This is a genomic window from Streptomyces sp. SAS_270 (genome assembly GCF_052543295.1).
Genome location: NZ_JBMNDS010000045.1, coordinates 34593 through 58206 on the forward strand (window position 1 = coordinate 34593; position 23614 = coordinate 58206).

Consider the following 23614-nt stretch of genomic DNA (forward strand, 5'->3'; position numbering starts at 1 on the left):
GAAGGCGCCCGCCAGCTTCCCGCACTGCCCTCTCACAAGGACGTGAACCGCCATGCGCAAGACCGCCAGATACTCAGCCCTGGCAGCCGCCGGTCTGCTCGCCCTCTCCTCGCTCACCGCCTGTGCCAACGACGCCGCGGGTTCCACGGCCGACTCCGGAGGAAGCGGCAAGGGCGAGCACGTCAAGATCATGGTCGGCGGCCTGGACAAGGTCATCTACCTCCCGGCGATGCTCACCCAGCGCCTCGGCTACTTCAACGACGAGGGTTTGGATGTCCAACTGCTCAGCGAGCCGGCCGGTGTGCAGGCCGAGACCGCGCTCGTCTCGGGCCAGGTCCAAGGAGCGGTCGGCTTCTACGACCACACGCTCGACCTGCAGACCAAGGGCAAGCACGTGGAGTCCGTCGTGCAGTTCTCGCATGCGCCCGGCGAGGTCGAGGTCATCTCCAAGAAGCGACTGGACGACATCAAGTCGCCCAAGGACTTCAAGGGCAAGAAGCTGGGCATCACCGGACTCGGCTCCTCCACCGACTTCCTCACCAAGTACCTAGCCGTCAAGAACGGTGTGAAGATCAGCGAGTTCACGCCGGTCGCCGTGGGCGCCGGGCCGACGTTCATCTCCGCCCTCCAGCAGGGCGCCATCGACGGCGGCATGACGACGGACCCGACCGTCGCCACGGTCCTGGACAAGAGCCTGGGTGACGTCCTCATCGACATGCGGACGCCGGAGGGCTCACAGGCGGCGCTCGGCGGGCCGTACCCCTCCTCCAGCCTCTACATGCAGACGGACTGGGTGAACGGCCACAAGAAGACGGTCCAGAAGTTGGCCAACGCCTTCGTGAAGACCCTCAAGTGGATGTCCACGCACAGCGCGTACGAGATAGCGGCCAAGATGCCCGCCGACTACTCGCAGGGCAACAAGATCATCTACGCCGGTGCGATCAAGAGCACCCTGCCGATGTTCACCAGGGACGGCGTCATGCCCAAGGACGGCCCCGAGACCGTCGAGAAGGTCCTCAAGGCGTTCAACCCCAACATCAAGAACGCCGATGTCGACCTCAGCAAGACGTACACCACGGAGTTCGTGAAGAACGCCACCGGCTGAGCGCAGCGCCCCGGCACGGGCCGACCGACACCGCGTACGGCTGGACTCCCCTGACAGCCGTACGACGGTCGGGGCGCGGCCGTCTTCCCCTTCCGGCCGCGCCCTCAGGCGCGGGTCGCCCAGACGTAGCGGTGCTCCGGGCGGCCCGCGTCGCCGTATTTGAGCGTGAGCCTGGCTCGCCCCGTGCGCTCCAGGAGCTTCAGATAGCGCTGGGCGGTCTGCCGGCTCAGTCCTGTCTGCTCGGCGACCTCCTGGGCGGACAGCGCCCCCTGGGCGTCCACCAGGGCGCGGCGCACGAGCTCCACGGTGCTGGGGGAGTGCCCCTTGGGCAGGTCCGGCTCCGCACCCGCGGACAGGGCGCCGAAGATGCGGTCCACCTCGGCCTGTTCGGCCTCGCCGCCGCCGTCGAGGGTGCGGCGCAGATCCGCGTACGCCGCCAGCTTGGCGCGCAGGCCGGCGAAGGCGAACGGCTTGACCAGGTACTGCAGCGCGCCGTGCCGCATCGCCGCCTGGACGGTCGAGATGTCCCGGGCCGCGGTCACCATGATCACGTCGGTCTGGTGGCCGCGCCTGCGCATCTCCTGGACGACGGCGAGGCCCGTTTCGTCCGGCAGGTAGTGGTCCATGAGGACGAGATCCACGTGGGGCAGCGACTCCAGCAGACGCAACGCCTCGGCCGCGGTGTGTGCCTCGCCCGCGACATGGAAGCCCGGCACCTTCTCGACGTAGGCGGCGTTGACCCGTGCGACCCGGGTGTCGTCGTCCACGACCAGGACCTCGATCATCGCGACTCCTCGTTGACGGCCGTACCCGCGCTCTCCATGGCAGTGCCCGCCTCCGGCACCCTCGACTCCGGCACACCCGTCTCCGGCGCGAGGCCGGGCTCCGTGAGCGCCTCCGGCAGTACGACGGTGAACTCCGCGCCCCCGCCGACCGCTTCGGCCACCCGCGCGCTGCCGCCCTGCCGCTCGGCGAGCCGGCGCACCAGGGGAAGTCCGAGACCGCGCTTGCCGTGTGCCGGCGGCTTCTTGGTGGACCAGCCGTCCGTGAAGATCAACTCCCGCTGTTCCGCGGGAACCCCGGGCCCGGTGTCCCGCACCCGCAGCACGGCGGTACGCCCCTCGGCGCGCAACTCGACCTCCACGCGCGCGTGGGGGGTGCCTGCGACGGCGTCGAGCGCGTTGTCGACCAGGTTGCCGACGACGGTGACAAGGCCTCTCGGGTCGATCAGCCGGTCGGGCATCCGCGTCGTGTCCGAGATCCACAGCGCCACGCCGCGCTCGGCCGCGACGGTGGCCTTCCCGACCAGCAGGGCGGCGAGCAGGGGATCGTGGATCTTCTCGGTGACCTGCTCCGCCGTGGCCCTGTGGTCGCCCACCACTTCACCGACGAAGTCCACGGCGTCGTCGTACATCTCCAGTTCGAGGAACCCCAGGAGCGTGTGCATCCGGTTGGCGTGCTCGTGGTCCTGGGCGCGCAGCGCGTCGATCAGACCGCGGGTGGAGTCCAGCTCGCGGCCGAGCTGCTCCAGCTCGGTGCGGTCGCGCAGGGTGGCCACCGCCCCGCCGTCGTCGGTGGGCATCCGGTTGGCGACCAGGACGCGCTGCCCGCGCACCGTGAGCAGATCGGTGCCGGTGACGCGGCCGGCCAGCACATCGGTCGTACGACCCGCTCCGAGGGCGTCGTCGAGCGGCTGTCCGATGGCCTCGGCGCCGAGGCCGAGCAACCGCTGCGCCTCGTCGTTGAGCAGCCGCACGCGGCCCGCGCGGTCCAGGGCGACGACGCCCTCCCGGATGCCGTGCAGCATCGCCTCGCGCTCCGCGAGAAGGGCCGAGATGTCCGAGAAGGCGAGGTCACGGGTCTGCCGCTGCACCCGCCGGGAGATGACATAGGCGGCCAGCGCTCCGATCGCGAGGGCGGCGCCGGCGTACGCGAGCAGGCCGGGGATCGCGTGCAGCAGCCGGGCCCGCACGCTGTTGTACTCGATGCCGACCGAGACCGCGCCGATGATGTCGCCATGGGCGTCCCGCAGCGGCACCTTCCCGCGGGCAGAGCGCCCCAGGGTGCCGGTGTCGATCTCCATGACCTCCTTGCCGGCGAGGGCGCGCTCGGGGCTGGTCGAGACGATCCCGCCGATCTCCGTGGGGTCGGTGTGCGACCAGCGCACGCCGTGCATGTTCATCACCACGATGTACTCGGCGTCGGTGGCCTTGCGGATGTCCTCCGCCTCGGCCTGCACGGGGCCGTTCGCGGACGGCAGCGTCGTCAGCAGATCCTCGGCGATCTGCGGCTGGGCCGAGGTGGTCTGTGCGATCGCGAGCGCACGGCGCATGGCCTGGTCGTCCAGCTGGTTGCTCAGCGGCGCGAGGAACAGCCCGGTCGCGAGTACGGCGACCCCGGCGGCGATCGCCACCTGCATCAGCAGCACCTGCGAGAACACCCGCCGCGGCAGACCCAGGCGCAGTCGTCGTGCGGGGGGAGTGGGGCTCATACCCATGACGGTACGGGTGCGGACGGGCCACGCCGAAGAAAGTGTGGTGTGGATCTCCCGGGCGCCGGATGCAGGGGCGCTGCTCAGCGGCGCAGAGGGATCTCCGCCCGAGGCAGCTCCCGCAGGGCCTCCACGTCCATGCGGGCGGGCGAACCCAGTACGGAACCGCAGCTCTCCGGTCGCTGCGGCAGTGAGGCGCCCTGCGCGACGGTCACACGCCACAGGCGGCCGTCGGCATGAGCGACGGTCACCTCCCAGCGCGGCGCGGCGCCGTCCGTGCGGACGACGGTCAGGACATCCGCGGAGTGCTCGCCCGAGGCCCTGCGCACGGCCAGCTCGGCCGCCTGCCCGGGGCGCTCCCAGGCGGACCCGCCGCGGCAGCCCTCGGTCACGACACGCCCCTCCCGGACGCCCTGCAGGATCTCCTTGACGGCGTGGGCCTCCGCCCTGCCGTACGCGTATCCGTACGGCAGGACGAGCACGGTCGGCGAGAAGCGGTGGCCGCCCAGATGGGTGACTTCCCAGACGCCCTCCACACCGGAGGCGGCCAGTTCGGCGGCGAGAGGCCGGCCGAGCAGCGCGCAGCAGCGGTCGCGTTTTCCGTTGGTGCACACGAGGGCGAGCGGGTCGCCGGTGTGGGCCCCGCCCCCGAGCGCCGTGTCGAAGGTGCGCGGATCGCCCTGGCCGAGCGCGGCGAAGTCGAGAGCGCGCAGTTGCTCCGGGTCGCAGGTCATGGCGCTGTGCAGCCACACGTTTCCGGGATTTGTGTGGGCCACGTACACCCGGCGCTCCTCGAGCGTCCCGCAGTCGGCATGCCGGCCGGGGCGGCGGATGAGCGCGACCCGTACGCCGGTGCCCTCGGCGGCCGCTTCGAGGGCGCGGCCGACCGAGGGGTCCAGGTGGCTCGAAGTGAGCGCCTTGGCACCCCAGGGCCCGGGCTGCTCCAGCAGCAGCCATGTCCTCGCGATGGCCGCCGTCCCCGCAAGAGGCTCGTCGAGATGCCGGGACGCGGTCGAGCACGTACTCACACAGGTGAGCCTAACCTGACTCGGGTCGGGGTGACTTCCAGCCGCGCAGAGGGGGGCGCACAGGGGCGCACTCGATGCGCGACCGGGGCGTGGATTGCTTACCGGGGCATTGGCTGTGGTGGTCGCGCCCCCACGTAGTGCCCACTCGGGCGCATGCGCAGCGGGCGCTCCCCGTATTCCTCCAGCGTATGGGCGATCCAGCCCGCCGTTCGGGCGATGGCGAAGACCGTCTCTCCCGCTGCGGCCGACATGCCCGAGGAGGCCGTGAGGACGGCCAGGGCCAGGTCGACGTTGGCATGCAGGGGTGTGTGGCGGGCGGTGGTGGCCACGATGTCGCGGGCCGCGGCCAGGGCGGGCGCCGCGTGCGGGATGTCCTCCAGGAGGGTGAACAGGGCACGCGCGCGGGGGTCCTCGCCCGGGTAGAGGCGGTGGCCGAGTCCGGGGATACGGCGCCCGGCGCGCAGCTCGTCCGCGACGACGGGGGCCGCCGTGCCCTGGTCCAGGACGTCGAGGAGCATCCGGTGCGCGAGGCCGCTGGCCGCTCCGTGCAAGGGGCCTTCGAGCACGCCGAGGCCCGCCGACACGGCGGCGTAGGGGTGCGCCCGGGCCGAGGCCGCGACCCGGACCGCGAGGGTCGAGGCGGCCAGGTCGTGGTCGACGAGCAGCGCGAGAGCCGTGTCCAGTACGCGCAGGGACGCCTCGTCGGCCGGCCGGCCGCTGAGCCGCGTCCACAGGCGGTTGGCCAGCGCACCCTCGTCGTGCGTTACGTGCCGCAGCGGGGGGAGGGCGGCGACGAGGGTGGGGATGAGCGTGCGCGCGGTGCCGAGGACCGCGTCCTCGGAGAGGTCGAAGCGCAGCGGGTCGGCGGCCGCGGCGGCGATGGCCGCGACGCGCAGCCGGTCCGTCGGGCCGCTGTGCTCGGGCAGCGAGTCGACCGCGCGGCGGGCGACGGCGACGGAGGCCTCCGGGGCGGTGAAGGCGACGCCGGGGCGCAGCCGGCCGGTCCACAGCCACTCGGCGACCTCTTCGTAGGAGTGACGGGCCGCCAGCTCGGCCGCGTCGACGCCACGGAAGTAGTACCGGTCCTTGTCGATCAGGGTGATGCGCGTGCGGACCGAAAGGTCACCGCCGCCGGTCGAAGTGCCGCTGCTCTCTCTCCGGTTGCGGCGGGAGAGTGCCTCGACCTCCTTGGCGTCGAAGGTGCTTCCGCGGCCGCCCGGCATGCGTCGGCTGCCGAGCTGGCCGCGGCTCACGTACGCGTACACCGTTTCGGGCTTCACGCCGAGGAGGTCGGCGGTCTCCTTGGTGCTCAGGCGTCGGCCCTCGGGCCCCGGGGCTGCTGCCGGATCTTGATCCCTCATGGGTGTCACCGTATTCCGTTTGCACAGCCGGTCCGGTCGGTCCAGCAATATATTGATTCAATCAATATTGACAGAACCTCAGTCAAGCATGGACAGTCGAATCAAGTCCAGGGAGGAAACATGCCGATCAACCGGGCAGCCGCAGCGCCTTTCACTCCGGTCGACGTGCCGCGAGGACTCGCGGGCGTCGTCGTCACCGACACCCGACTGGGTGACGTCAGGGGGCTGGAGGGCTTCTATCACTACCGCCAGTACTCGGCCGTGGAACTCGCGCAGACCCGCGGGTTCGAGGATGTCTGGCACCTGATGATCCACGGCGAACTGCCGGACGCGGCAGGGCATGCGGCCTTCGTCGCGGAAACCGTGGCGCTGCGCCGGCTGCCCGACGAGGTGGCCGCGGCGCTGCCCGCGATCGCGGAGGCGAGTGGGAAATCGGGTCCACTGGCCGGTCTGCGCACGGCGTTGTCACTGCTCGGCGGGTGCCTGGGGTTCCGGCCGGTGTACGACCTCGACGCCGAGCGGCGGCGCGCGGACACCCTCGCCGCGGCCGCGGCCGTACCTACACTGCTCACCGCGCTGTACCGACTCGGGCGGGGTCTTGATCCGGTCGAGCCGCGTGACGACCTCTCGTACGCGGCGAACTACCTCTACATGCTGACGGGTTCGGAGCCGGACGTTGATCGGGCGAGGGCCGTCGAGCAGTACCTCATCTCAACCATTGACCACGGATTCAATGCGTCAACCTTCACGGCGCGGGTGATCGCGTCCACGGGGGCGGATGTGGCGGCCTGTCTCGTGGGAGCGGTAGGAGCCCTCTCGGGCCCGCTCCACGGCGGCGCGCCGAGCCGGGCCCTGGACACGCTCGATGCGATCGGCACCCCCGACCGCATCGACCCGTGGATCCGCGAACGCGTCCTCGCCGGTGACCGCATCATGGGCTTCGGGCACCCCGTCTACCGCACCGAGGACCCTCGCTCCCACATGCTCCGCGGTATCGCCCAGCAGTTCGGCGGGCCCCTGGTGGACTTCGCCGTCGAGGTCGAACGCCGGGTCGAGGCCATCCTGGCCGAGCTCAAGCCCGGCCGTGAGCTTCACACGAACGTGGAGTTCTACGCCGGTGTGGTCATGGAGCTGTGCGGCCTCCCGCGCGAGATGTTCACCCCCACCTTCGCCGCCGCCCGCGTCGTCGGCTGGAGCGCCAACATCCTGGAACAGGCGGAGGACTCGAAGATCATCCGCCCGGCGGCACGGTATGTGGGACCGGTTCCGCCGGTGGCGGTGCCGCGGGTGGCCTGACATGCGTGAGGTCCGGCACCGGTCTGGTGTCGGACCCGGAAGTGCACTCGGTGTCGGCCTGGTCGACCTGTCGAGTCGGCTCCGGCTCCTGTGGTGGGTGGAGGTCCGGAGGTTGTGCCGCGTGGCGCTGAGGTCTATCGCCCCTCGGCTTGTCTACGGTTCTGGCGGATCAGAGGTCGACGTGTCACTCAGACGTCAGGGATATCGGCCTTGGCCCGGATGAGAGTCTCGCGGCTGATGATGACGATGCGTTCATAGTCTGCGCGCGCCGCATCGGCAGGAAGCTCGCTGTCGAGCGCAGCTGTTGCGTCGCTGCCGATCACGGCGAAGTTGCCGTCGCTGAGCTCGAAGATGTCCGGGCAGGTGTCGCCGGACAGACTGCCTCTTTCACGTGGGGACGCACCGATGCGACGCACGATCTTCAAGTTCCCTGTCCTCGTGTCTAGACGTGGAAGACCCCGGCGTCCTCGTGTCCGAAAGACCGAGGGCGGGGTCAGAAAGGTGGAGCCCGAGAGGGCAGGGGACAGGTTATCGGCAGTCTGTTACCGATCGTGACAGGCTCGCTGTTACGCATGGTGTTGCAATGGGCAAAGGCCGACGGTTGGGACGGCTCGCCGTCGTCGGCCGCCCGGAACTACGGCCCGGTCGGCTCAACTACTCCTCCTCGGAGGGTGGTTCACCGACCACCCACCATTCGTCGGTGTCGGCCTCGTCCAGGTCGTGGATGAGTCCGTCCACCATTCGGCCGACGCGAGCTTCTTGGGAGGCGTCCTCCAGGCTGGCGCGATGCTCATGATGGGCGTGCCAGTAGTCGCGAAAGAGGTCGTTGCGGCAGATGACGCGGAGATGCCCGTGCAGCTCCTCCCAGTTGACGACCCCGACGCGGTAGGCGAGCAGCGCGTTGGTGTACATCGCGTGCGCGAACAGGTACTGCCGCCGCTGGGTGGGGGACTCCACCTGAACGGTGCTGTAGACGGAGGCCAGGTCGGGGTCGTCCATGGCCTTGCTCAGAAGGTAGAACTGCATGCGTTGCTGCTCCGTGAGCATCGCCTGTCGGCTGTCGCTCCGCTCGGCGCGCAGACGTCGTTCCTCGTAGCGGAGTTGCTGGGCGGCCAGCGCCGCAAGCGCCCCCGCGGCGAAGGCGAGGCCCGCGGTGGCCGCGGAACCCCACCCCCGTACTCCAAAGTTCCGTGTGACCATGTCAACCCCCGAATCAGGCGACCGTCCGCCGGTCGTCGGGTGCGGGGCGACAGGGAGCGGACCGGCGAGCGGTGGGCGGCGCGCTTGCCGCCTCCCAGTCTTGCCGAGCGGCTCTGATCGGCAGGGAGGCGGAGAGGAGGCGCACGGAGGGAAGTGCGGGTCGCGTTTCCCGGCGCCATGCCGTACGTGTGCCCCGCGAGCGCCGCTAACAATCGTTCACTTAGCTGCGTTCGTTTCCGCTCGTATCCTGGGTCGGCATTCATTCCTCGTACGAGCGCCGGTCCCTGCGCCGCCCTCGTGCACGAACCGGTCACGAGCCGGTGTACGCGTCGGTGGGAAAGAGGTCGCTCGTTGAGTAGTCAGCCCGGTGCGCCCGGTCGGTCCGGTCCGCAGCAGATCCCGGTCGTCGTCCTTGCCGGATTCCTGGGCTCCGGCAAGACCACCCTGCTCAACCATCTGCTGCACCGCAGCGGAGGCAGCAGGATCGGGGCCGTCGTCAACGACTTCGGGGCCATCGAGATCGACGCCATGGCGGTGGCGGGCGCGCTGGGGGACTCCACCGTCTCGCTCGGCAACGGATGCCTGTGCTGCGCCGTCGACGCGAGTGAGCTCGACGTCTATCTGGAGCGGCTGGCCCACCCCTCCGCCGGCATGGACGTCATCGTCATCGAGGCCAGCGGGCTGGCGGAGCCGCAGGAGCTGGTGCGCATGGTGCTGGCCAGTGAGAACCCGCGGATCGTGTACGGAGGTCTCGTCGAGGTCGTCGACGCGGCCGAGTTCGACGCCACGCGCGAGAAGCATCCGGAGATCGACCGGCACCTGGGCCTGGCCGACCTCGTCGTCGTCAACAAGGCCGACCGGGCGGCCGACGGTGAGCGCGTGCTTCGCGTGGTCCGCGATCTCGTCGACCGTGCCGCTGTCGTGCCCGCCGCCTACGGCCGCATCGACCCCGAGCTCCTGTTCGACTGCAGGCCGAGCGAGGAGCGCGTCGGGCAGTTGTCCTTCGACGACCTGCACCGGCACGAGGCGAGCGATGACCAGGGCCACCACACCCACCACGGCCACCTGCACTCCGCCTACGAATCCCTCTCCTTCACCTCCGAAGCCTCCCTCGCCCCGCGGCGGTTGATGGACTTCCTCGACAGCAGGCCGGAGGGGCTCTACCGGATCAAGGGGTACGTCGACTTCGGCGCCCACGACCGCGGCAACCGGTACGCCGTGCATGCCGTCGGACGGTTCCTGCGCTTCTACCCGGAGCCCTGGGGCGCCGACGAGGAGCGGCTCACGCAGCTCGTCCTCATCGGGTCCGGCATCGACACCACCGCTCTCGGCAAGGAGCTGGAGGCGTGCAAGGACGACGCCCCACACGCCGACGAGCACAGCATGTGGGGCGTCCTGCGCTATGTGCAGGAGCACGCGGCGGAGCCCGAGCCGGAAGCCTGACGGGCGGCCGGGGCTACAGCGGCCCGGCCACCACCGCCACCGTCTTCGCCAGGGACACGCCCGAGCCGTCGCGACGCGGGTCCATCTCGGGCAGCTCGGCCGGTGTGCCGTTGCGCTGCGCGGCCCGCGCCGGCACGGGACCGGCCCAGCCCAGCGACAGACAGTCCTCGCCCTTCAGGAACCGCTGGCAGCGCACACCGCCGGTGGCACGGCCCTTGCGGGGGTACTGGTCGAACGGGGTGAGCTTGGCCGTCGTCTGGACCGAGTCGTCCAGCGTGCCGCGCGAGCCCGCCACCGTGAACACCACCGCCTCCACCGCGGGGTCGACCGCCGTGAAGGAGATCACCTTGGCGCCGTCGGTGAGCTTGATGCCCGCCATGCCACCGGCCGGGCGGCCCTGCGGGCGCACCTGAGAGGCCTGGTAGCGCAGCAGCTGGGCGTCATCGGTGATGAAGACGAGATCCTCCTCGCCGGTGCGCAGCTCGACCGCGCCGACGATCCGGTCGCCGTCCTTGAGGGTGATGACCTCCAACTCCTCCCTGTTCGAGGGGTAGTCGGGGACCACGCGCTTGACGACGCCCTGCTCGGTGCCCAGCGCCAGACCCGGCGAGGACTCGTCGAGCGTCGTCAGACAGACCACCGTCTCGTCCGCCTCCAAGGAGGACAGGAACTCCGAAATCGGCGCGCCCCCGGAGAGGTTGGGCGCCGAGGCCGTCTCCGGCAGCTGCGGCAGGTCGATGACGTTGAGGCGCAGCAGGCGGCCCGTGGAGGTGACGGCGCCGATCTCGCCGCGGGCCGTCGCAGGCACCGCGGAGACGATCAGGTCGTGCTTGGTGCGCTTGGCGTCCTCGTCCTCCCCGAAGGGGTCGCCGTTGGCCGTACGCGCCAGCAGCGCCGTCGACGACAGGAGCACCCGGCACGGGTCGTCCGCCACCTGAAGCGGAACGGACGTCACGGGTGTGCCCGCGGACTCCAGGAGCACCGTGCGCCGGTCCGTGCCGAACTTCTTGGCGACCGCGGCCAGTTCGTTGGAGACCAGCTTGCGCAGCTCGGAGTCGGAATCGAGGATGCCGGTCAGCTCGTCGATCTCGCCGTTGAGCCGGTCGCGCTCGGACTCCAGCTCGATGCGGTCGAACCTGGTCAGGCGGCGCAGCGGCGTGTCCAGGATGTACTGCGTCTGGATCTCGCTCAGCGAGAAGTGCTCGATCAGACGTTCCTTCGCCTGCGCCGAGTTGTCGCTGGAGCGGATGAGGCGGATCACCTCGTCGATGTCCAGCAGGGCGACCAGGAGGCCCTCGACCAGGTGCAGCCGGTCGCGCTTCTTGCCGCGCCGGAACTCCGACCGCCGCCGTACGACCTCGAAGCGGTGGTCGAGATAGACCTCCAGGAGCTCCCTGAGGCCCAGCGTGAGCGGCTGGCCGTCGACCAGCGCCACGTTGTTGATGCCGAAGGACTCCTCCATCGGCGTCAGCTTGTAGAGCTGTTCCAGGACTGCTTCCGGCACGAAGCCGTTCTTGATCTCGATGACCAGGCGCAGGCCGTGCTCGCGGTCCGTGAGGTCCTTGACGTCGGCGATGCCCTGCAGCTTCTTCGCCCCGACCAGGTCCTTGATCTTGGCGATCACCTTCTCCGGGCCGACGGAGAAGGGCAGTTCGGTGACGATCAGGCCCTTGCGGCGCGCCGTCACGTTGTCCACCGACACGGTGGCGCGGATCTTGAAGGTGCCGCGGCCCGTCTCGTACGCGTCGCGGATTCCGGAGAGGCCGACGATCCGGCCGCCCGTGGGCAGGTCGGGGCCCGGGACGTGCCGCATCAGCGTTTCCAGGTCCGCGTTCGGGTAGCGGATCAGGTGCCGGGCGGCGGCGATGACCTCGCCGAGGTTGTGCGGCGGCATGTTCGTGGCCATGCCGACGGCGATGCCCGACGAGCCGTTCACCAGGAGGTTCGGGAACGCGGCCGGCAGGGCCACCGGCTCCTGTTCCTGGCCGTCGTAGTTGGGCGAGAAGTCGACCGTGTCCTCGTCGATGGACTCGGTCATCAGGGACGTCGCGTCGGCCATCCGGGCCTCGGTGTACCGCATGGCGGCCGGCGGGTCGTCGTTGCCGAGCGAGCCGAAGTTGCCGTGGCCGTCGACCAGTGGCAGGCGCATCGAGAAGGGCTGGGCCAGGCGCACCAGCGCGTCGTAGATCGACGCGTCGCCGTGCGGGTGGAGCTTACCCATGACCTCGCCGACGACGCGGGCGCACTTCACATAGCCGCGGTCGGGGCGCAGGCCCATCTCGTTCATCTGGTAGACGATGCGGCGGTGGACGGGCTTGAGCCCGTCGCGGGCGTCCGGCAGGGCTCGCGAGTAGATGACCGAGTACGCGTATTCGAGGAAGGAGCCCTGCATCTCGTCCACGACGTCGATGTCGAGGATCTTCTCCTCGTACGAGTCGTCGGGCGGCGGGGTCTTCGTGCTGCGGCGGGCCATCGCTGCTGCGGCTCCTTCACAGTCTCTGCCGGGGCATGAACGGGATCTGACGCGGACCATTGTGGACCGCGCCACTGACAACGCCGACCGCGACCCGTCCGTTCGGGCCCCGCGGAGCACGTTTCGGCTCGCTCCGAGCCAAGCCGTGAGCGAACGGGAACCCGCTCCGTCCGGACGCGAGTCTCGCTGTGGGCGTACGCGGGGCGGGAACTTCGCCAGGGGTCCGCACGCTTGCATACAGTGGCAGGACCGGCAGGGATTCTGCAGTTTTCCGCGATCGAAGGGACGTACATGCCCATGGGTCACACGGCCACAGCTGAGGCAGGCTCCGGCGGCCTGACAGCGACCGAGCACCGTCTGGCCAATGGCCTGCGCGTGGTGCTCTCCGAGGACCACCTGACCCCGGTCGCTGCGGTGTGCCTCTGGTACGACGTCGGCTCCCGTCACGAGGTCAAGGGCCTGACCGGCCTGGCCCACCTCTTCGAGCACCTGATGTTCCAGGGCTCGAAGCAGGTGCACGGCAACGGTCACTTCGAACTCGTCCAGGGCGCGGGCGGTTCGCTGAACGGCACGACGAGCTTCGAGCGCACGAACTACTTCGAGACCATGCCCACCCACCAGCTGGAGCTCGCGCTCTGGCTGGAGGCCGACCGCATGGGTTCGCTGCTCGCCGCGCTCGACGACGAGTCCATGGAGAACCAGCGGGACGTCGTCAAGAACGAGCGCCGTCAGCGCTACGACAACGTCCCCTACGGGACGGCGTTCGAGAAGCTGACCGGGCTCGCCTACCCGGAGGGCCACCCCTACCACCACACCCCGATCGGGTCGATGGCGGACCTGGACGCGGCCACCCTGGAGGACGCCCGCGCCTTCTTCCGCACCTACTACGCGCCCAACAACGCCGTGCTGTCGGTCGTCGGCGACATCGACCCCGAGCAGACGCTCGCCTGGGTCGAGAGGTACTTCGGCTCGATCCCCGGGCACGACGGCAAGCCCGCCCCGCGCACCGGAGCCCTGCCGGACACCATCGGCGAGCAGCTGCGCGAGGTCGTCGTGGAAGAGGTCCCGGCGCGCGCCCTGATGGCCGCCTACCGGCTCCCGGAGGACGGCACGCGCGCGTGCGACGCGGCCGACCTGGCGCTGACCGTGCTCGGCGGCGGCGAGTCCTCCCGCCTGTACAACCGGCTCGTACGCCGTGACCGCACCGCCGTCGCCGCCGGTTTCGGGCTGCTGCGCCTGGCCGGAGCGCCCTCCCTGGGATGGCTCGACGTGAAGACGTCCGGCGACGTGGAGGTCCCGGTCATCGAGGCCGCCGTCGACGAGGAGCTCGCCCGGTTCGCCGAGGAGGGCCCCACGGCCGAGGAAATGGAGCGCGCCCAGGCCCAGTTGGAGCGCGAGTGGCTGGACCGGCTCGGTACGGTCGCGGGCCGCGCCGACGAACTGTGCCGGTACGCCGTCCTGTTCGGCGACCCGCAGCTCGCCCTGACCGCCGTACAGCGCGTTCTCGACGTCACCGCCGAGGAGGTCCAGGAGGCCGCCAAGGCGCGCCTGCGCCCGGACAACCGCGCGGTGCTCGTCTACGAGCCGCTCGTCGCCGAGGACACCGACGCCGCTGAAGACACCGACGAGGAGGCGGCGAAGTGACCGAGCTCGCCACGATGGACTTCCACCCCCAGCCGCAGGCCGGCGAGCCCAAGCCCTGGGCCTTCCCCGCCCCCGAGCGCGGCACGCTCGGCAACGGTCTGACCGTGCTGCGCTGCCACCGCCCCGGTCAGCAGGTCGTCGCCGTCGAGGTGATCCTCGACGCGCCGCTGGACGCCGAGCCGGCGGGCCTCGACGGCGTCGCCACGATCATGGCGCGCGCCTTCTCCGAGGGAACCGACAAGTACTCCGCCGAGGAGTTCGCCGCCGAGCTGGAGCGCTGCGGCGCCACGCTCGACGCGCACGCGGACCACCCCGGCGTACGCCTGTCGCTCGAAGTCCCCGTCTCGCGCCTCCCGAAGGCCCTCGGGCTGGTCGCCGACGCACTCAGGGCACCGGCGTTCGCCGACAGCGAGATCGAGCGGCTGGTGCGCAACCGGCTCGACGAGATCCCGCACGAGACCGCCAACCCGGCCCGCCGCGCCGCCAGGGAACTCTCCAAGGAGCTGTTCCCGGCGACCGCACGCATGTCACGCCCGCGCCAGGGCACCGAGGAGACCGTCCAGAGCATCGACTCGGCGGCCGTACGCGCCTTCTACGAGAAGCACGTGCGCCCCGCCACGGCCACCGCCGTGGTCGTCGGCGACCTCACGGGCACGGACCTCGACGCGCTGCTCGCGGAAACCCTCGGCTCCTGGACCGGCTCGTCCGCCGAGCCGCGTCCCGTACCGCCGGTGACCGCCGACGACACGGGCCGCGTGATCATCGTGGACCGCCCGGGTGCCGTCCAGACGCAGCTGCTGATCGGACGCATCGGCGCCGACAGGCACGATCGCGTCTGGCCCGCCCAGGTACTCGGCACGTACTGCCTCGGTGGCACCCTCACCTCCCGACTGGACCGCGTCCTGCGGGAGGAAAAGGGATACACCTACGGTGTACGGGCGTTCGGTCAGGTGCTGCGCTCCGCAGCCGACGGCACGGGCGCCGCGATGCTGGCCATCAGCGGCTCCGTCGACACGCCCAACACCGGTCCCGCGCTCGACGACCTCTGGAAGGTGCTGCGCACCCTCGCGGCCGAAGGCCTGACGGATGCCGAGCGGGACGTCGCCGTGCAGAACCTGGTGGGCGTCGCGCCCCTCAAGTTCGAGACCGCGGCGGCGGTCGCGGGCACGCTCGCCGACCAGGTCGAGCAGTTCCTGCCGGACGACTTCCAGGCCACGCTGTACCAGCAGCTCGCCGCGACGGGCACCGTGGAGGCCACCGCGGCCGCCGTGAACGCCTTCCCGGTGGACCGCCTGGTGACCGTCCTGGTCGGGGACGCCGCGCAGATCAAGGAGCCCGTCAAGGCCCTCGGCATCGGCGAAGTGAGCGTCGTACCCGCGGAGTAGGGGCCGCATCCCGCAGTGTCGGAAGCGGGAGGGAACAGGGCATAACGGCGTGACCCTTTGGGGGCTCGGGCGGCGAAAGCGTCGCCCGAGCCCCCATTGTCAGTATTGATGGGGAGTTGATGGGGAGGTTGCCTGTCTGCCCTGTGGCATGCGCTACAAAAGGCGTGATCCGTTTGTCGATTGAAAGACGCCCCCTTTAGCGTCGGTCCGGCTGTTCGTCAGGCAGTGCGCCGCGTCCGCGGCACCGGACAGTCATCGCCGAGTCCCCGTACGGCGCGAGCCAGGGGAGCCGGGGACCCATACGTAGTCCCTGGGGTGAATCGGACGCCCTTCCCGAAGGGGGTCCGTAGGAGACCTTCCTGCTCCGAACCCGTCAGCTAACCCGGTAGGCGAGAAGGAAGGAAAGGACCAGCCACTTCATGGCGTTCACCCGCGCCACCGGGAAGCACCGTCGCCCGAGCCGTGTGAAGCGCACGACCACGCATGCCGTGGGCGTCGCCGCACTCACCACCACCGGTGTCATCGGCACCCTGGCCGCCCCTGCCTTCGCCGCGGAGACCTCCGTCGAGGACACGGGACTGACAAAGGCCATCACCATCGGCGACTCGCTCGCCGACCAGATCGACGCACAGGCCGCGGCCCAGCAGCACGCCGCCGACGAGGCGGCCGCGCTGAAGAAGGCCCAGGAGGCCGCGAAGAAGCGTGCCGCCGAGAAGGCCGAGGAGGAGCGCGTGGCCAAGGCCCGCGCCGCCCGGGCCGCCGAGCGCAAGCGCCTGAACACCTTCGTCCTGCCGATCAGCGGCTCGTACGTCTCGACCGGCTACAAGACCGGTGGCAGCCTGTGGTCCTCCGGCAGCCACACGGGCGTCGACTTCCACGCCGCGTCCGGCACGTCCGTCCACGCCGTCGGCTCCGGCACCGTCGTCGAGGCCGGCTGGGGCGGCGCCTACGGCAACAACGTGGTCATCAAGATGAACGACGGCACGTACACCCAGTACGGCCACCTGTCGTCCATCGGTGTCTCCGTGGGCCAGACGGTCACCCCGGGCGCACAGATAGGCCTCTCGGGTTCCACCGGCAACACCACCGGACCGCACCTCCACTTCGAGGCCCGCACGACCCCGGAGTACGGCTCGGACATCGACCCCGTCGCCTACCTCCGCTCGCACGGCGTGAACGTCTGACGACCCGCTTCACCGCTTCTCCGCACTTCGCACCGCTTCCGAAGCCCCGGCTCACCGAGCCGGGGCTTCGTCGCTTCGAACGGCCGTCTGTCCAAAAAATATCCATGGATTCCGGGCTCCCGTCGGAAATTCCCGCCGTCTGCAATAGAGTCACTGAACAAGCGTCAATGGATGGCGTTTCGCGGGGATTAAAGCGGAGGTCCGGTCATGCGTATTCCGGCGCACTCGGTATGCACGGCGATCCGTGACGACATCGTCGCGGGTGTCTACGAGCGAGGCGGCCGGCTCACCGAGGAACTCCTTGCGCGTCGCTACGGAGTCTCGCGTGTTCCCGTCCGCGAGGCCCTGCGCACCCTGGAGGCCGAGGGGTTCGTCGTCACCCGTCGGCATGCGGGCGCGTGCGTCGCGGAGCCCACCGAGCAGGAGGCCTCCGACCTGCTGGAGATGCGCATGCTCCTTGAGCCGCTCGGTGCCGCCCGGGCCGCGCAGCGGCGCACCGAGGCCCACCTCAAGGTGCTGCGAGGCCTGGTCAGGCTGGGCCAGGAGCGGGCAAGGAGGGGGCACAGCGAGGATCTGCGCTCCCTGGGGGGCTGGTTCCACGAGACGCTCGCGCAGGCCTCCGGAAGCCCCGCGCTGACCTCCACGCTGGCCCAGCTTCGGCACAAGATCGCCTGGATGTACGCGGTCGAGGCGCAGGCCTCCCCCGCGGACTCCTGGGCCGAGCACGGCGCCATCGTGGACGCCGTGGCGCGCGGCGACAGCGAGCGCGCCCGGACGATCACGGCGCTGCACACGGAACGCGCCACGGCCGTGCACCGGCTCCGCTTTCCCGGTGCGGGAGATCGCCCGGACCGTGTGAGGACTTCGCAACCTCCCGTAAACATGACCGGTCTGCGTCATTAACAGGAGCGCCGTATACAAAGAGGGATATTCGGCAGTGAGCTATTTCCGCTGCCCTTATTCCAGCGCGCCCGGAATTCCGTGCGCGCTATTTCCGCACTGCGGGATGTGCGCGCGGGATGGTGCCGGATATTCCGTCGTGCGGGCGTATCGCCGTGCCTGAAAAACGACGAAGCCGCGCCACCCGGAAGGGGTGACGCGGCCGCGTCGTACGGTGTCCGATTCGCTCAGACGGTCTCGGGAAGCTCCTCGAGCCCCTCGGCGACCAGCTTCGCCAGACGGTCGAGGGCGGCGTCCGCGCCCTCGGCGTCCGACGCGAGGACGATCTCCTCGCCGCCCTGGGCGCCCAGGCCGAGGACCGCGAGCATGGAGGCCGCGTTGACGGGGTTGCCGTCGGCCTTGGCGATCGTCACGGGGACCCCGGAAGCGGTGGTCGCCCGGACGAAGATGGAGGCGGGGCGGGCATGGAGGCCCTCGGCCCAGCCGACGTTGACGCGGCGCTCAGCCATGTGATGCTGCCCTTCAGGTGTCTCAGGGTTGTCTAGACCATTGTCCCATACGGTGAAGCGTGCCCGGAGCGGCCCCTGGATTCCGGCGCCGACCGGCTTGCGTCCTTCGGCCGCTCATGCTGCCCCATAGCCTGCCCCGCGCTGTTGTCGGACGCGAGCCGTACTCTGGGGCCCATGCAGACCTCGTCGGACCGGCACGAGTATCCCGCCCACTGGGAGGCCGACGTGGTGCTGCGCGACGGCGGCACCGCACGCATCAGGCCCATCACCGTCGACGACGCCGAGCGCCTGGTCAGCTTCTACGAGCAGGTGTCCGACGAGTCGAAGTACTACCGCTTCTTCGCGCCGTACCCACGACTGTCCGCCAAGGACGTCCACCGCTTCACACACCACGACTTTGTGGACCGGGTGGGTCTCGCGGCCACGGTGGGCGGCGAGTTCATCGCCACCGTACGCTACGACCGTATTGACGCCGATGGCATGCCCGCCTCCTCGCCCGCCGACGAGGCCGAGGTCGCCTTCCTCGTGCAGGACGCGCACCAGGGCCGTGGTGTCGCCTCGGCCCTGCTCGAACACGTGGCGGCCGTCGCGCGCGAACGTGGGATCCGGCGCTTCGCCGCCGAGGTGCTGCCCGCCAACAACAAGATGATCAAGGTGTTCACGGACGCCGGGTACACGCAGAAGCGCAGCTTCGAGGACGGCGTCGTCCGCCTGGAGTTCGACCTGGAGCCCACCGACCGGTCGCTCGCCGTGCAGCGCGCGCGGGAGCAGCGTGCCGAGGCGCGGTCCGTGCAGCGGCTGCTCGCGCCCGGCTCGGTCGCCGTCATCGGTGCGGGCCGTACGCCCGGTGGGGTGGGGCGCAGCGTCCTCGGCAACCTCAAGGACGCCGGCTTCACCGGCCGCCTGTACGCCGTGAACAAGGCCCTGCAGGACAAGGAACTCGACGGCGTCCCCGCGTACCGCACCGTCAGGGACATCCCCGAGCCCGTCGACCTCGCCGTCGTCGCCGTTCCCGCCCCGTTCGTGCCGGAGATCGTCGCGGAGTGCGGTGAGCACGGCGTCCAGGGGCTCGTGGTCGTCTCCGCCGGATACGCCGAGAGCGGCCCCGCCGGGCTCGCACGCCAGCGCGAACTCGTGCGCCAGGCCCGTACGTACGGCATGCGCATCATCGGCCCCAACGCCTTCGGCGTCATCAACACCTCCCCCGATGTGCGGCTCAACGCCTCCCTCGCGCCCGAGATGCCGCGCCCCGGACGGATCGGCCTCTTCGCACAGTCCGGCGCGATCGGTATCGCACTGCTCTCCCGGCTGCACCGGCGCGGCGGCGGCGTCACCGGGGTGACCGGTGTGTCGACCTTCGTCTCCTCGGGGAACCGGGCGGACGTGTCGGGCAACGACGTCGTCCAGTACTGGTACGACGACCCGAACACCGACGTCGCACTGATGTACCTCGAATCCATCGGCAACCCGCGCAAGTTCACCCGCCTCGCCCGGCGGACGGCGGCGGCGAAACCGCTGGTCGTGGTCCAGGGGGCACGGCACGGGGGAGCAGCCCCTCAGGGACATGCCGTACGGGCCACGCGCCTTCCGCACGCGACGGTCTCGGCACTGCTGCGGCAGGCCGGGGTCATCCGGGTGGACACCATCACCGAACTCGTCGACGCCGGTCTGCTGCTGGCCCGCCAGCCGCTCCCCGCCGGGCCCCGCGTGGCGATCCTGGGGAACTCCGAGTCACTGGGCCTGCTCACCTACGACGCGTGCCTCGCCCAGGGGCTGCGGCCGCTGCCGCCGCTGGACCTGACGACGGCGGCCTCGGCAGAGGACTTCCACACGGCGGTGTCGCGGGCGCTGGCCGACGACGCGTGCGACGCGGTCGTCGTCACCGCGATCCCCGCCCTGGGGGAGACGTCCGTCGCCGACGAGGCCCTCGCGGAAGCGCTCCGTTCCGCCGCTGCCGCGGCCCCCGCGAAGCCCGTGCTCGTGGTGCACGTGGAACTCGGCGGACTCGCGGAGGCACTCTCCGCCGCTGCCAGCACCGCACCCCAGGCCGATGCAACGGCACTCGGCGTCGCAAGCGGTGCCCGCCCGTTCCGCCTTGAGCAACGCCTGCGCACCGAGGAAGCCGCACCGCAGGAAGCCCGCCTCATCCCCGCCTACCCCGCCGCCGAGCGTGCCGTCCGCGCGCTCGCCGAAGCGGTGAAGTACGCCCAGTGGCGGCGCGAGGCCGCCGAGCCCGGCAAGGTGCCCGAGTTCGAGGACATCGACGAGAAGGGCACCGCCGAGCAGATCGACATGCTGCTCGCCCGCGGCCAGGGGCTGACGCTCGGCCCGCAGGACGCCGGCGAGCTGCTCGCGCGGTACGGCATCGACGTACGCCGTGCCCTGCCCGCACCCACCCCCGACGACGCCGTCGCGGCCGCGCACACCCTCGGCTACCCGGTGGCCCTCAAGACCACCGCCCCGCACCTGCGCCACCGCGCCGACCTGGGCGGCGTACGTCTGGATCTGGCGGACGAGGAGCAACTGCGGCGTGCGTACGCCGAATTGACCGACCTCTTCGGCAAGCCCGAGGAGCTGCGCCCGGTCGTGCAGGCGATGGCGCCGCGCGGTGTCGACACGGTCGTGCGCGCGGTGATCGACCCGGCGGCCGGAGCGGTGCTCTCCTTCGGACTCGCCGGGGCCGCCTCCGAGCTGCTCGGCGACACGGCGCACCGCTTGGTTCCGGTCACCGACCGGGACGCGAGCTCGCTCGTCCGTTCGATCCGGACGGCGCCCCTCCTCTTCGGCTGGCGGGGCTCGGCGCCGGTCGACACGGCCGCGCTCGAAGAGCTGATGCTGAGGGTGTCGCGGCTGGTCGACGACCATCCCGAGGTGGTCGCCGTCTCCCTGGAGCCAGTCGTCGTCGCCCCGCACGGCCTGAGCGTCCTCGGCGCGACCGTCCGGCTGGCGCGCGCCCCCGTCCGCGACGACCTCGGCCCGCGGACGCTCCCGGCCTACTGATCCTTCCGATCCGTCCACACCCAAGAGCGCGAGCGGTGCCTCGCAGTCAGTACGCCCCCGTAGGATGGACGTCATGGCCAAGACCAGTACGACGACCCAGGGGCTGCGAGCGGCGATCGAGCGCAGCGGCTACTACCCGGCCCTCGTGGCCGAGGCGGTGGAGGCCGCGGTCGGCGGCGAGCCCATCCGGTCGTACCTGGTCCACCAGGAGACGACGTTCGACGCGAACGAGGTGCGCCGGCACGTGACCGTGCTGGTGCTCACGGGCAACCGTTTCATCGTGAGCCACACCGATGAGCAGAACGCGGACACCACCTCACCGACGCCGTACGCCACGACGTCGACGGAGTCGGTGAAGATCGGCCGGATCTCGTCGGTCGTGGTCAGCAGGGTCGTCGCCAACCCCGAGTCGTACGCGCCGGGCACGCTGCCCCGCGAGGTCGTCCTGACCATCGGCTGGGGCGCGGTCTCCCGCATCGACCTGGAGCCCGCCGCCTGCGGCGACCCCAACTGCGAGGCGGACCACGGATACACGGGCAGTTCCACGGCGGACGACCTGAGTCTGCGCGTCAGTGAGGCCGGGGACGGCCCGGAGACGGTGCGCCAGGCTCTCGCGTTCGCGCAGTCCCTCTCCGAGGCGACCGCGGACGTCGCGCGCTGATGGTCCTGCCTGCCTGGGACCACCCGGAACCGCTCGCCGTCGACTCCGCCCCCGTACCCGAGTACGGCGCCGGATCGCTCGCCGATCTGCTGCCCACGCTCGCCGCGGGGATGGCGGTCCCCGGGATGACCGCCGCCATTCCGGAACTGACCGAGGCCGACCGGAACTGCGTGTTCCTGATCGACGGTCTCGGCTGGGAGCAGCTCAGGGCGCATCCCGAAGAGGCTCCGTTCATGACCTCGCTCCTCGGGACCTCCCGCGGCGGCACCGGCCGCCCGATCACCGCGGGCTACCCGGCGACCACCGCGACCTCGCTCGCCTCCATCGGCACGGGCCTGCCGCCCGGCGCCCACGGCCTGCCCGGCTACACCGTGCGCAACCCGGCGACCTCGGAGCTGATGAACCAGCTCCGCTGGAATCCGTGGACGTCGCCGCGCGTCTGGCAGCCGTACCCCACGGTCTTCCAGCAGGCCGACGCGGCCGGCGTGCACACCGCGCAGGTCTCCTCCCCGACCTTCCAGAACACCCCGCTCACCCAGGTCGCGCTCAGCGGCGGCACGTTCCACGGGCGCCTGAGCGGCGAGGAGCGCATGGACCTCGCCGCCGAGCAACTGGCCGCGGGCGACCGCTCCTTGGTCTACACGTACTACGCCGAGGTGGACGGCAAGGGCCACCGCTTCGGCGTCGACTCCGACCCCTGGCGCGGCCAGCTGATGTACGTGGACCGGCTGGTCCAGCGCCTCGCGGAGCAGCTTCCGCAGCGCACGGCCCTGTATGTCACCGCCGACCACGGCATGATCGACATCCCGTTCGGTGAGCAGCACCGCATCGACTTCGACGAGGACTGGGAGCTGCGCGCCGGGGTCGCCCTCCTCGGCGGCGAGGGCCGCGCGCGCCATGTCTACGCGGTGCCGGGCGCCGAGGCGGACGTCCTGACCTGCTGGCGCGAGGTGCTCGGCGAGCAGTTCTGGGTGGCGTCGCGGGACGAGGCGATCGCGGCGGGCTGGTTCGGTCCGCAGGTCGACGAGCGGGTGTACGGGCGTATCGGCGACGTGGTCGCGGCCGCCCGGGACGACGTTCTGATCATCGCGTCCGAGCGGGAGCCGAAGGAGTCGGTGATGGTCGGCAACCACGGTTCGATGACACCGGTGGAGCAGCTGGTCCCCCTGCTCGAAGTGCGTTCCTGACCCACCTCGTTCCGACCGCCTCGTTCCCGACCCCCTCCCGACACTCCCTGACGTCTGTTGCGAAAGGTCCTCAACTCCCCATGCCCGAGCTGGTGTTCTTCTCCGGAACGATGGACTGCGGGAAGTCGACGCTGGCCCTCCAGATCGAGCACAACCGCTCGGCGCGCGGCCTCCAGGGGATGATCTTCACGCGGGACGACCGCGCGGGCGAGGGCAAGCTCTCCTCGCGGCTCGGCCTGGTCACGGACGCGGTGGAGGTCGAGGACGACCAGGATCTGTACGCGTACGTGGTCGAGCACCTCTCGCAGGGCGGCCGCGCGGACTATGTGATCGCGGACGAGGCCCAGTTCCTGGCGCCCGAGCAGATCGAGCAGCTCGCCCGGGTGGTGGACGACCTGAGCATGGACGTCTTCGCCTTCGGTATCACCACCGACTTCCGCTCCAAGCTCTTCCCCGGCTCCCAGCGCCTCGTCGAACTCGCCGACCGCGTCGAGGTCCTCCAGGTCGAGGCCCTGTGCTGGTGCGGCGCCCGCGCCACGCACAACGCCCGCACGATAGGCGGCGAGATGGTCGTCGAGGGCGCCCAGGTGGTCGTCGGCGACGTCAACCAGCCCGAGGACATCGGCTACGAAGTGCTCTGCCGCCGCCACCACATCCGCCGCGCCACCGCAGCCACGGCCCGCGCCGGCGCCCTGTCCCCGGACGTGCTGCCGATCGGCTCGGCCTGACGCCGGCGCAGGTCTCCGT

At 70.8% G+C, this 23614-nt stretch carries 19 protein-coding genes and 1 riboswitch; of the genes, 11 read left to right on the top strand and 8 right to left on the bottom strand.

What is annotated here, in order from left to right; genetic code table 11:
* Positions 1-52 precede the first annotated feature (52 nt).
* Positions 53-1105 (top strand): ABC transporter substrate-binding protein, encoded by a 1053-nt coding sequence (locus ACN6LB_RS26860; RefSeq protein ID WP_356136021.1) that lies wholly within the window; start codon positions 53-55, stop codon positions 1103-1105.
* A gap of 104 nt (positions 1106-1209) precedes the next feature.
* On the opposite strand, the gene ACN6LB_RS26865 is transcribed toward ACN6LB_RS26860, so the two are convergent.
* From ACN6LB_RS26865 to ACN6LB_RS26880, 4 genes are all read right to left on the bottom strand, one after another.
* Positions 1210-1890 (bottom strand): response regulator, encoded by a 681-nt coding sequence (locus ACN6LB_RS26865; protein WP_356136019.1) that lies wholly within the window; start codon positions 1888-1890, stop codon positions 1210-1212.
* Positions 1887-3596, bottom strand: coding sequence for a sensor histidine kinase (locus ACN6LB_RS26870; protein ID WP_445028150.1), 1710 nt, complete (start codon positions 3594-3596; stop codon positions 1887-1889). Before ACN6LB_RS26870 ends, ACN6LB_RS26865 begins: the two co-directional genes overlap by 4 nt.
* A gap of 83 nt (positions 3597-3679) precedes the next feature.
* A complete protein-coding gene (locus ACN6LB_RS26875; RefSeq protein ID WP_445028151.1) occupies positions 3680-4624 on the bottom strand; it encodes a sucrase ferredoxin in 945 nt (314 codons plus the stop codon).
* Positions 4625-4722: 98 nt separating this feature from the next.
* On the bottom strand, positions 4723-5985 hold the full coding sequence (locus ACN6LB_RS26880; protein WP_445028152.1) for a citrate synthase: 1263 nt from the start codon (positions 5983-5985) through the stop codon (positions 4723-4725).
* Positions 5986-6105: 120 nt separating this feature from the next.
* On the opposite strand from ACN6LB_RS26880, the gene ACN6LB_RS26885 reads away from it, so the two are divergent.
* The gene (locus tag ACN6LB_RS26885; RefSeq protein ID WP_445028153.1) at positions 6106-7281 is read left to right on the top strand and encodes a citrate synthase/methylcitrate synthase; all 1176 of its coding nucleotides are present in this window, start codon (positions 6106-6108) and stop codon (positions 7279-7281) included.
* 188 nt (positions 7282-7469) lie between these two features.
* On the opposite strand, the gene ACN6LB_RS26890 is transcribed toward ACN6LB_RS26885, so the two are convergent.
* Positions 7470-7706 carry a hypothetical protein gene (locus tag ACN6LB_RS26890; protein WP_445028154.1) on the bottom strand — a complete coding sequence of 79 codons (237 nt, stop codon included), beginning with the start codon at positions 7704-7706 and terminating at the stop codon, positions 7470-7472.
* 229 nt (positions 7707-7935) lie between these two features.
* Positions 7936-8481, bottom strand: coding sequence for a DUF6082 family protein (locus ACN6LB_RS26895; RefSeq protein WP_445028155.1), 546 nt, complete (start codon positions 8479-8481; stop codon positions 7936-7938).
* A gap of 351 nt (positions 8482-8832) precedes the next feature.
* Between ACN6LB_RS26895 and ACN6LB_RS26900 the strand changes: the two genes are divergently transcribed.
* Positions 8833-9924 (top strand): CobW family GTP-binding protein, encoded by a 1092-nt coding sequence (locus ACN6LB_RS26900; RefSeq protein WP_445028156.1) that lies wholly within the window; start codon positions 8833-8835, stop codon positions 9922-9924.
* 13 nt (positions 9925-9937) lie between these two features.
* Here ACN6LB_RS26900 and ACN6LB_RS26905 read toward each other — a convergent pair whose 3' ends face one another.
* Positions 9938-12397, bottom strand: a complete 2460-nt coding sequence (locus ACN6LB_RS26905; RefSeq protein WP_356136002.1) for a DNA gyrase/topoisomerase IV subunit A — start codon at positions 12395-12397, stop codon at positions 9938-9940.
* 297 nt (positions 12398-12694) lie between these two features.
* Between ACN6LB_RS26905 and ACN6LB_RS26910 the strand changes: the two genes are divergently transcribed.
* From ACN6LB_RS26910 to ACN6LB_RS26925, 4 genes are all read left to right on the top strand, one after another.
* Complete coding sequence (locus ACN6LB_RS26910) at positions 12695-14041, top strand: M16 family metallopeptidase (protein WP_445028171.1); 1347 nt, start codon at positions 12695-12697, stop codon at positions 14039-14041.
* Positions 14038-15426 (top strand): M16 family metallopeptidase, encoded by a 1389-nt coding sequence (locus tag ACN6LB_RS26915; RefSeq protein WP_445028157.1) that lies wholly within the window; start codon positions 14038-14040, stop codon positions 15424-15426. Before ACN6LB_RS26910 ends, ACN6LB_RS26915 begins: the two co-directional genes overlap by 4 nt.
* A 246-nt stretch (positions 15427-15672) precedes the next feature.
* Positions 15673-15833, top strand: a riboswitch (cyclic di-AMP (ydaO/yuaA leader).
* A gap of 12 nt (positions 15834-15845) precedes the next feature.
* Entirely contained in the window at positions 15846-16610 is a 765-nt protein-coding gene (locus ACN6LB_RS26920) for a M23 family metallopeptidase (RefSeq protein ID WP_445028158.1), read from the top strand.
* Between the two features lie 207 nt (positions 16611-16817).
* Complete coding sequence (locus tag ACN6LB_RS26925; protein WP_356135996.1) at positions 16818-17513, top strand: GntR family transcriptional regulator; 696 nt, start codon at positions 16818-16820, stop codon at positions 17511-17513.
* Positions 17514-17737: 224 nt separating this feature from the next.
* Here ACN6LB_RS26925 and ACN6LB_RS26930 read toward each other — a convergent pair whose 3' ends face one another.
* Positions 17738-18019 carry an HPr family phosphocarrier protein gene (locus tag ACN6LB_RS26930; RefSeq protein ID WP_356135995.1) on the bottom strand — a complete coding sequence of 94 codons (282 nt, stop codon included), beginning with the start codon at positions 18017-18019 and terminating at the stop codon, positions 17738-17740.
* A 174-nt stretch (positions 18020-18193) separates the two neighbouring features.
* On the opposite strand from ACN6LB_RS26930, the gene ACN6LB_RS26935 reads away from it, so the two are divergent.
* From ACN6LB_RS26935 to ACN6LB_RS26950, 4 genes are all read left to right on the top strand, one after another.
* Positions 18194-21019, top strand: a complete 2826-nt coding sequence (locus ACN6LB_RS26935) for a bifunctional acetate--CoA ligase family protein/GNAT family N-acetyltransferase (RefSeq protein WP_445028159.1) — start codon at positions 18194-18196, stop codon at positions 21017-21019.
* 73 nt (positions 21020-21092) lie between these two features.
* Entirely contained in the window at positions 21093-21680 is a 588-nt protein-coding gene (locus ACN6LB_RS26940; protein ID WP_356135991.1) for a DUF5998 family protein, read from the top strand.
* Complete coding sequence (locus ACN6LB_RS26945) at positions 21680-22867, top strand: alkaline phosphatase family protein (RefSeq protein ID WP_356135989.1); 1188 nt, start codon at positions 21680-21682, stop codon at positions 22865-22867. Before ACN6LB_RS26940 ends, ACN6LB_RS26945 begins: the two co-directional genes overlap by 1 nt.
* A gap of 80 nt (positions 22868-22947) precedes the next feature.
* Positions 22948-23595 (top strand): thymidine kinase, encoded by a 648-nt coding sequence (locus ACN6LB_RS26950; protein ID WP_356135987.1) that lies wholly within the window; start codon positions 22948-22950, stop codon positions 23593-23595.
* Positions 23596-23614 lie beyond the last annotated feature (19 nt).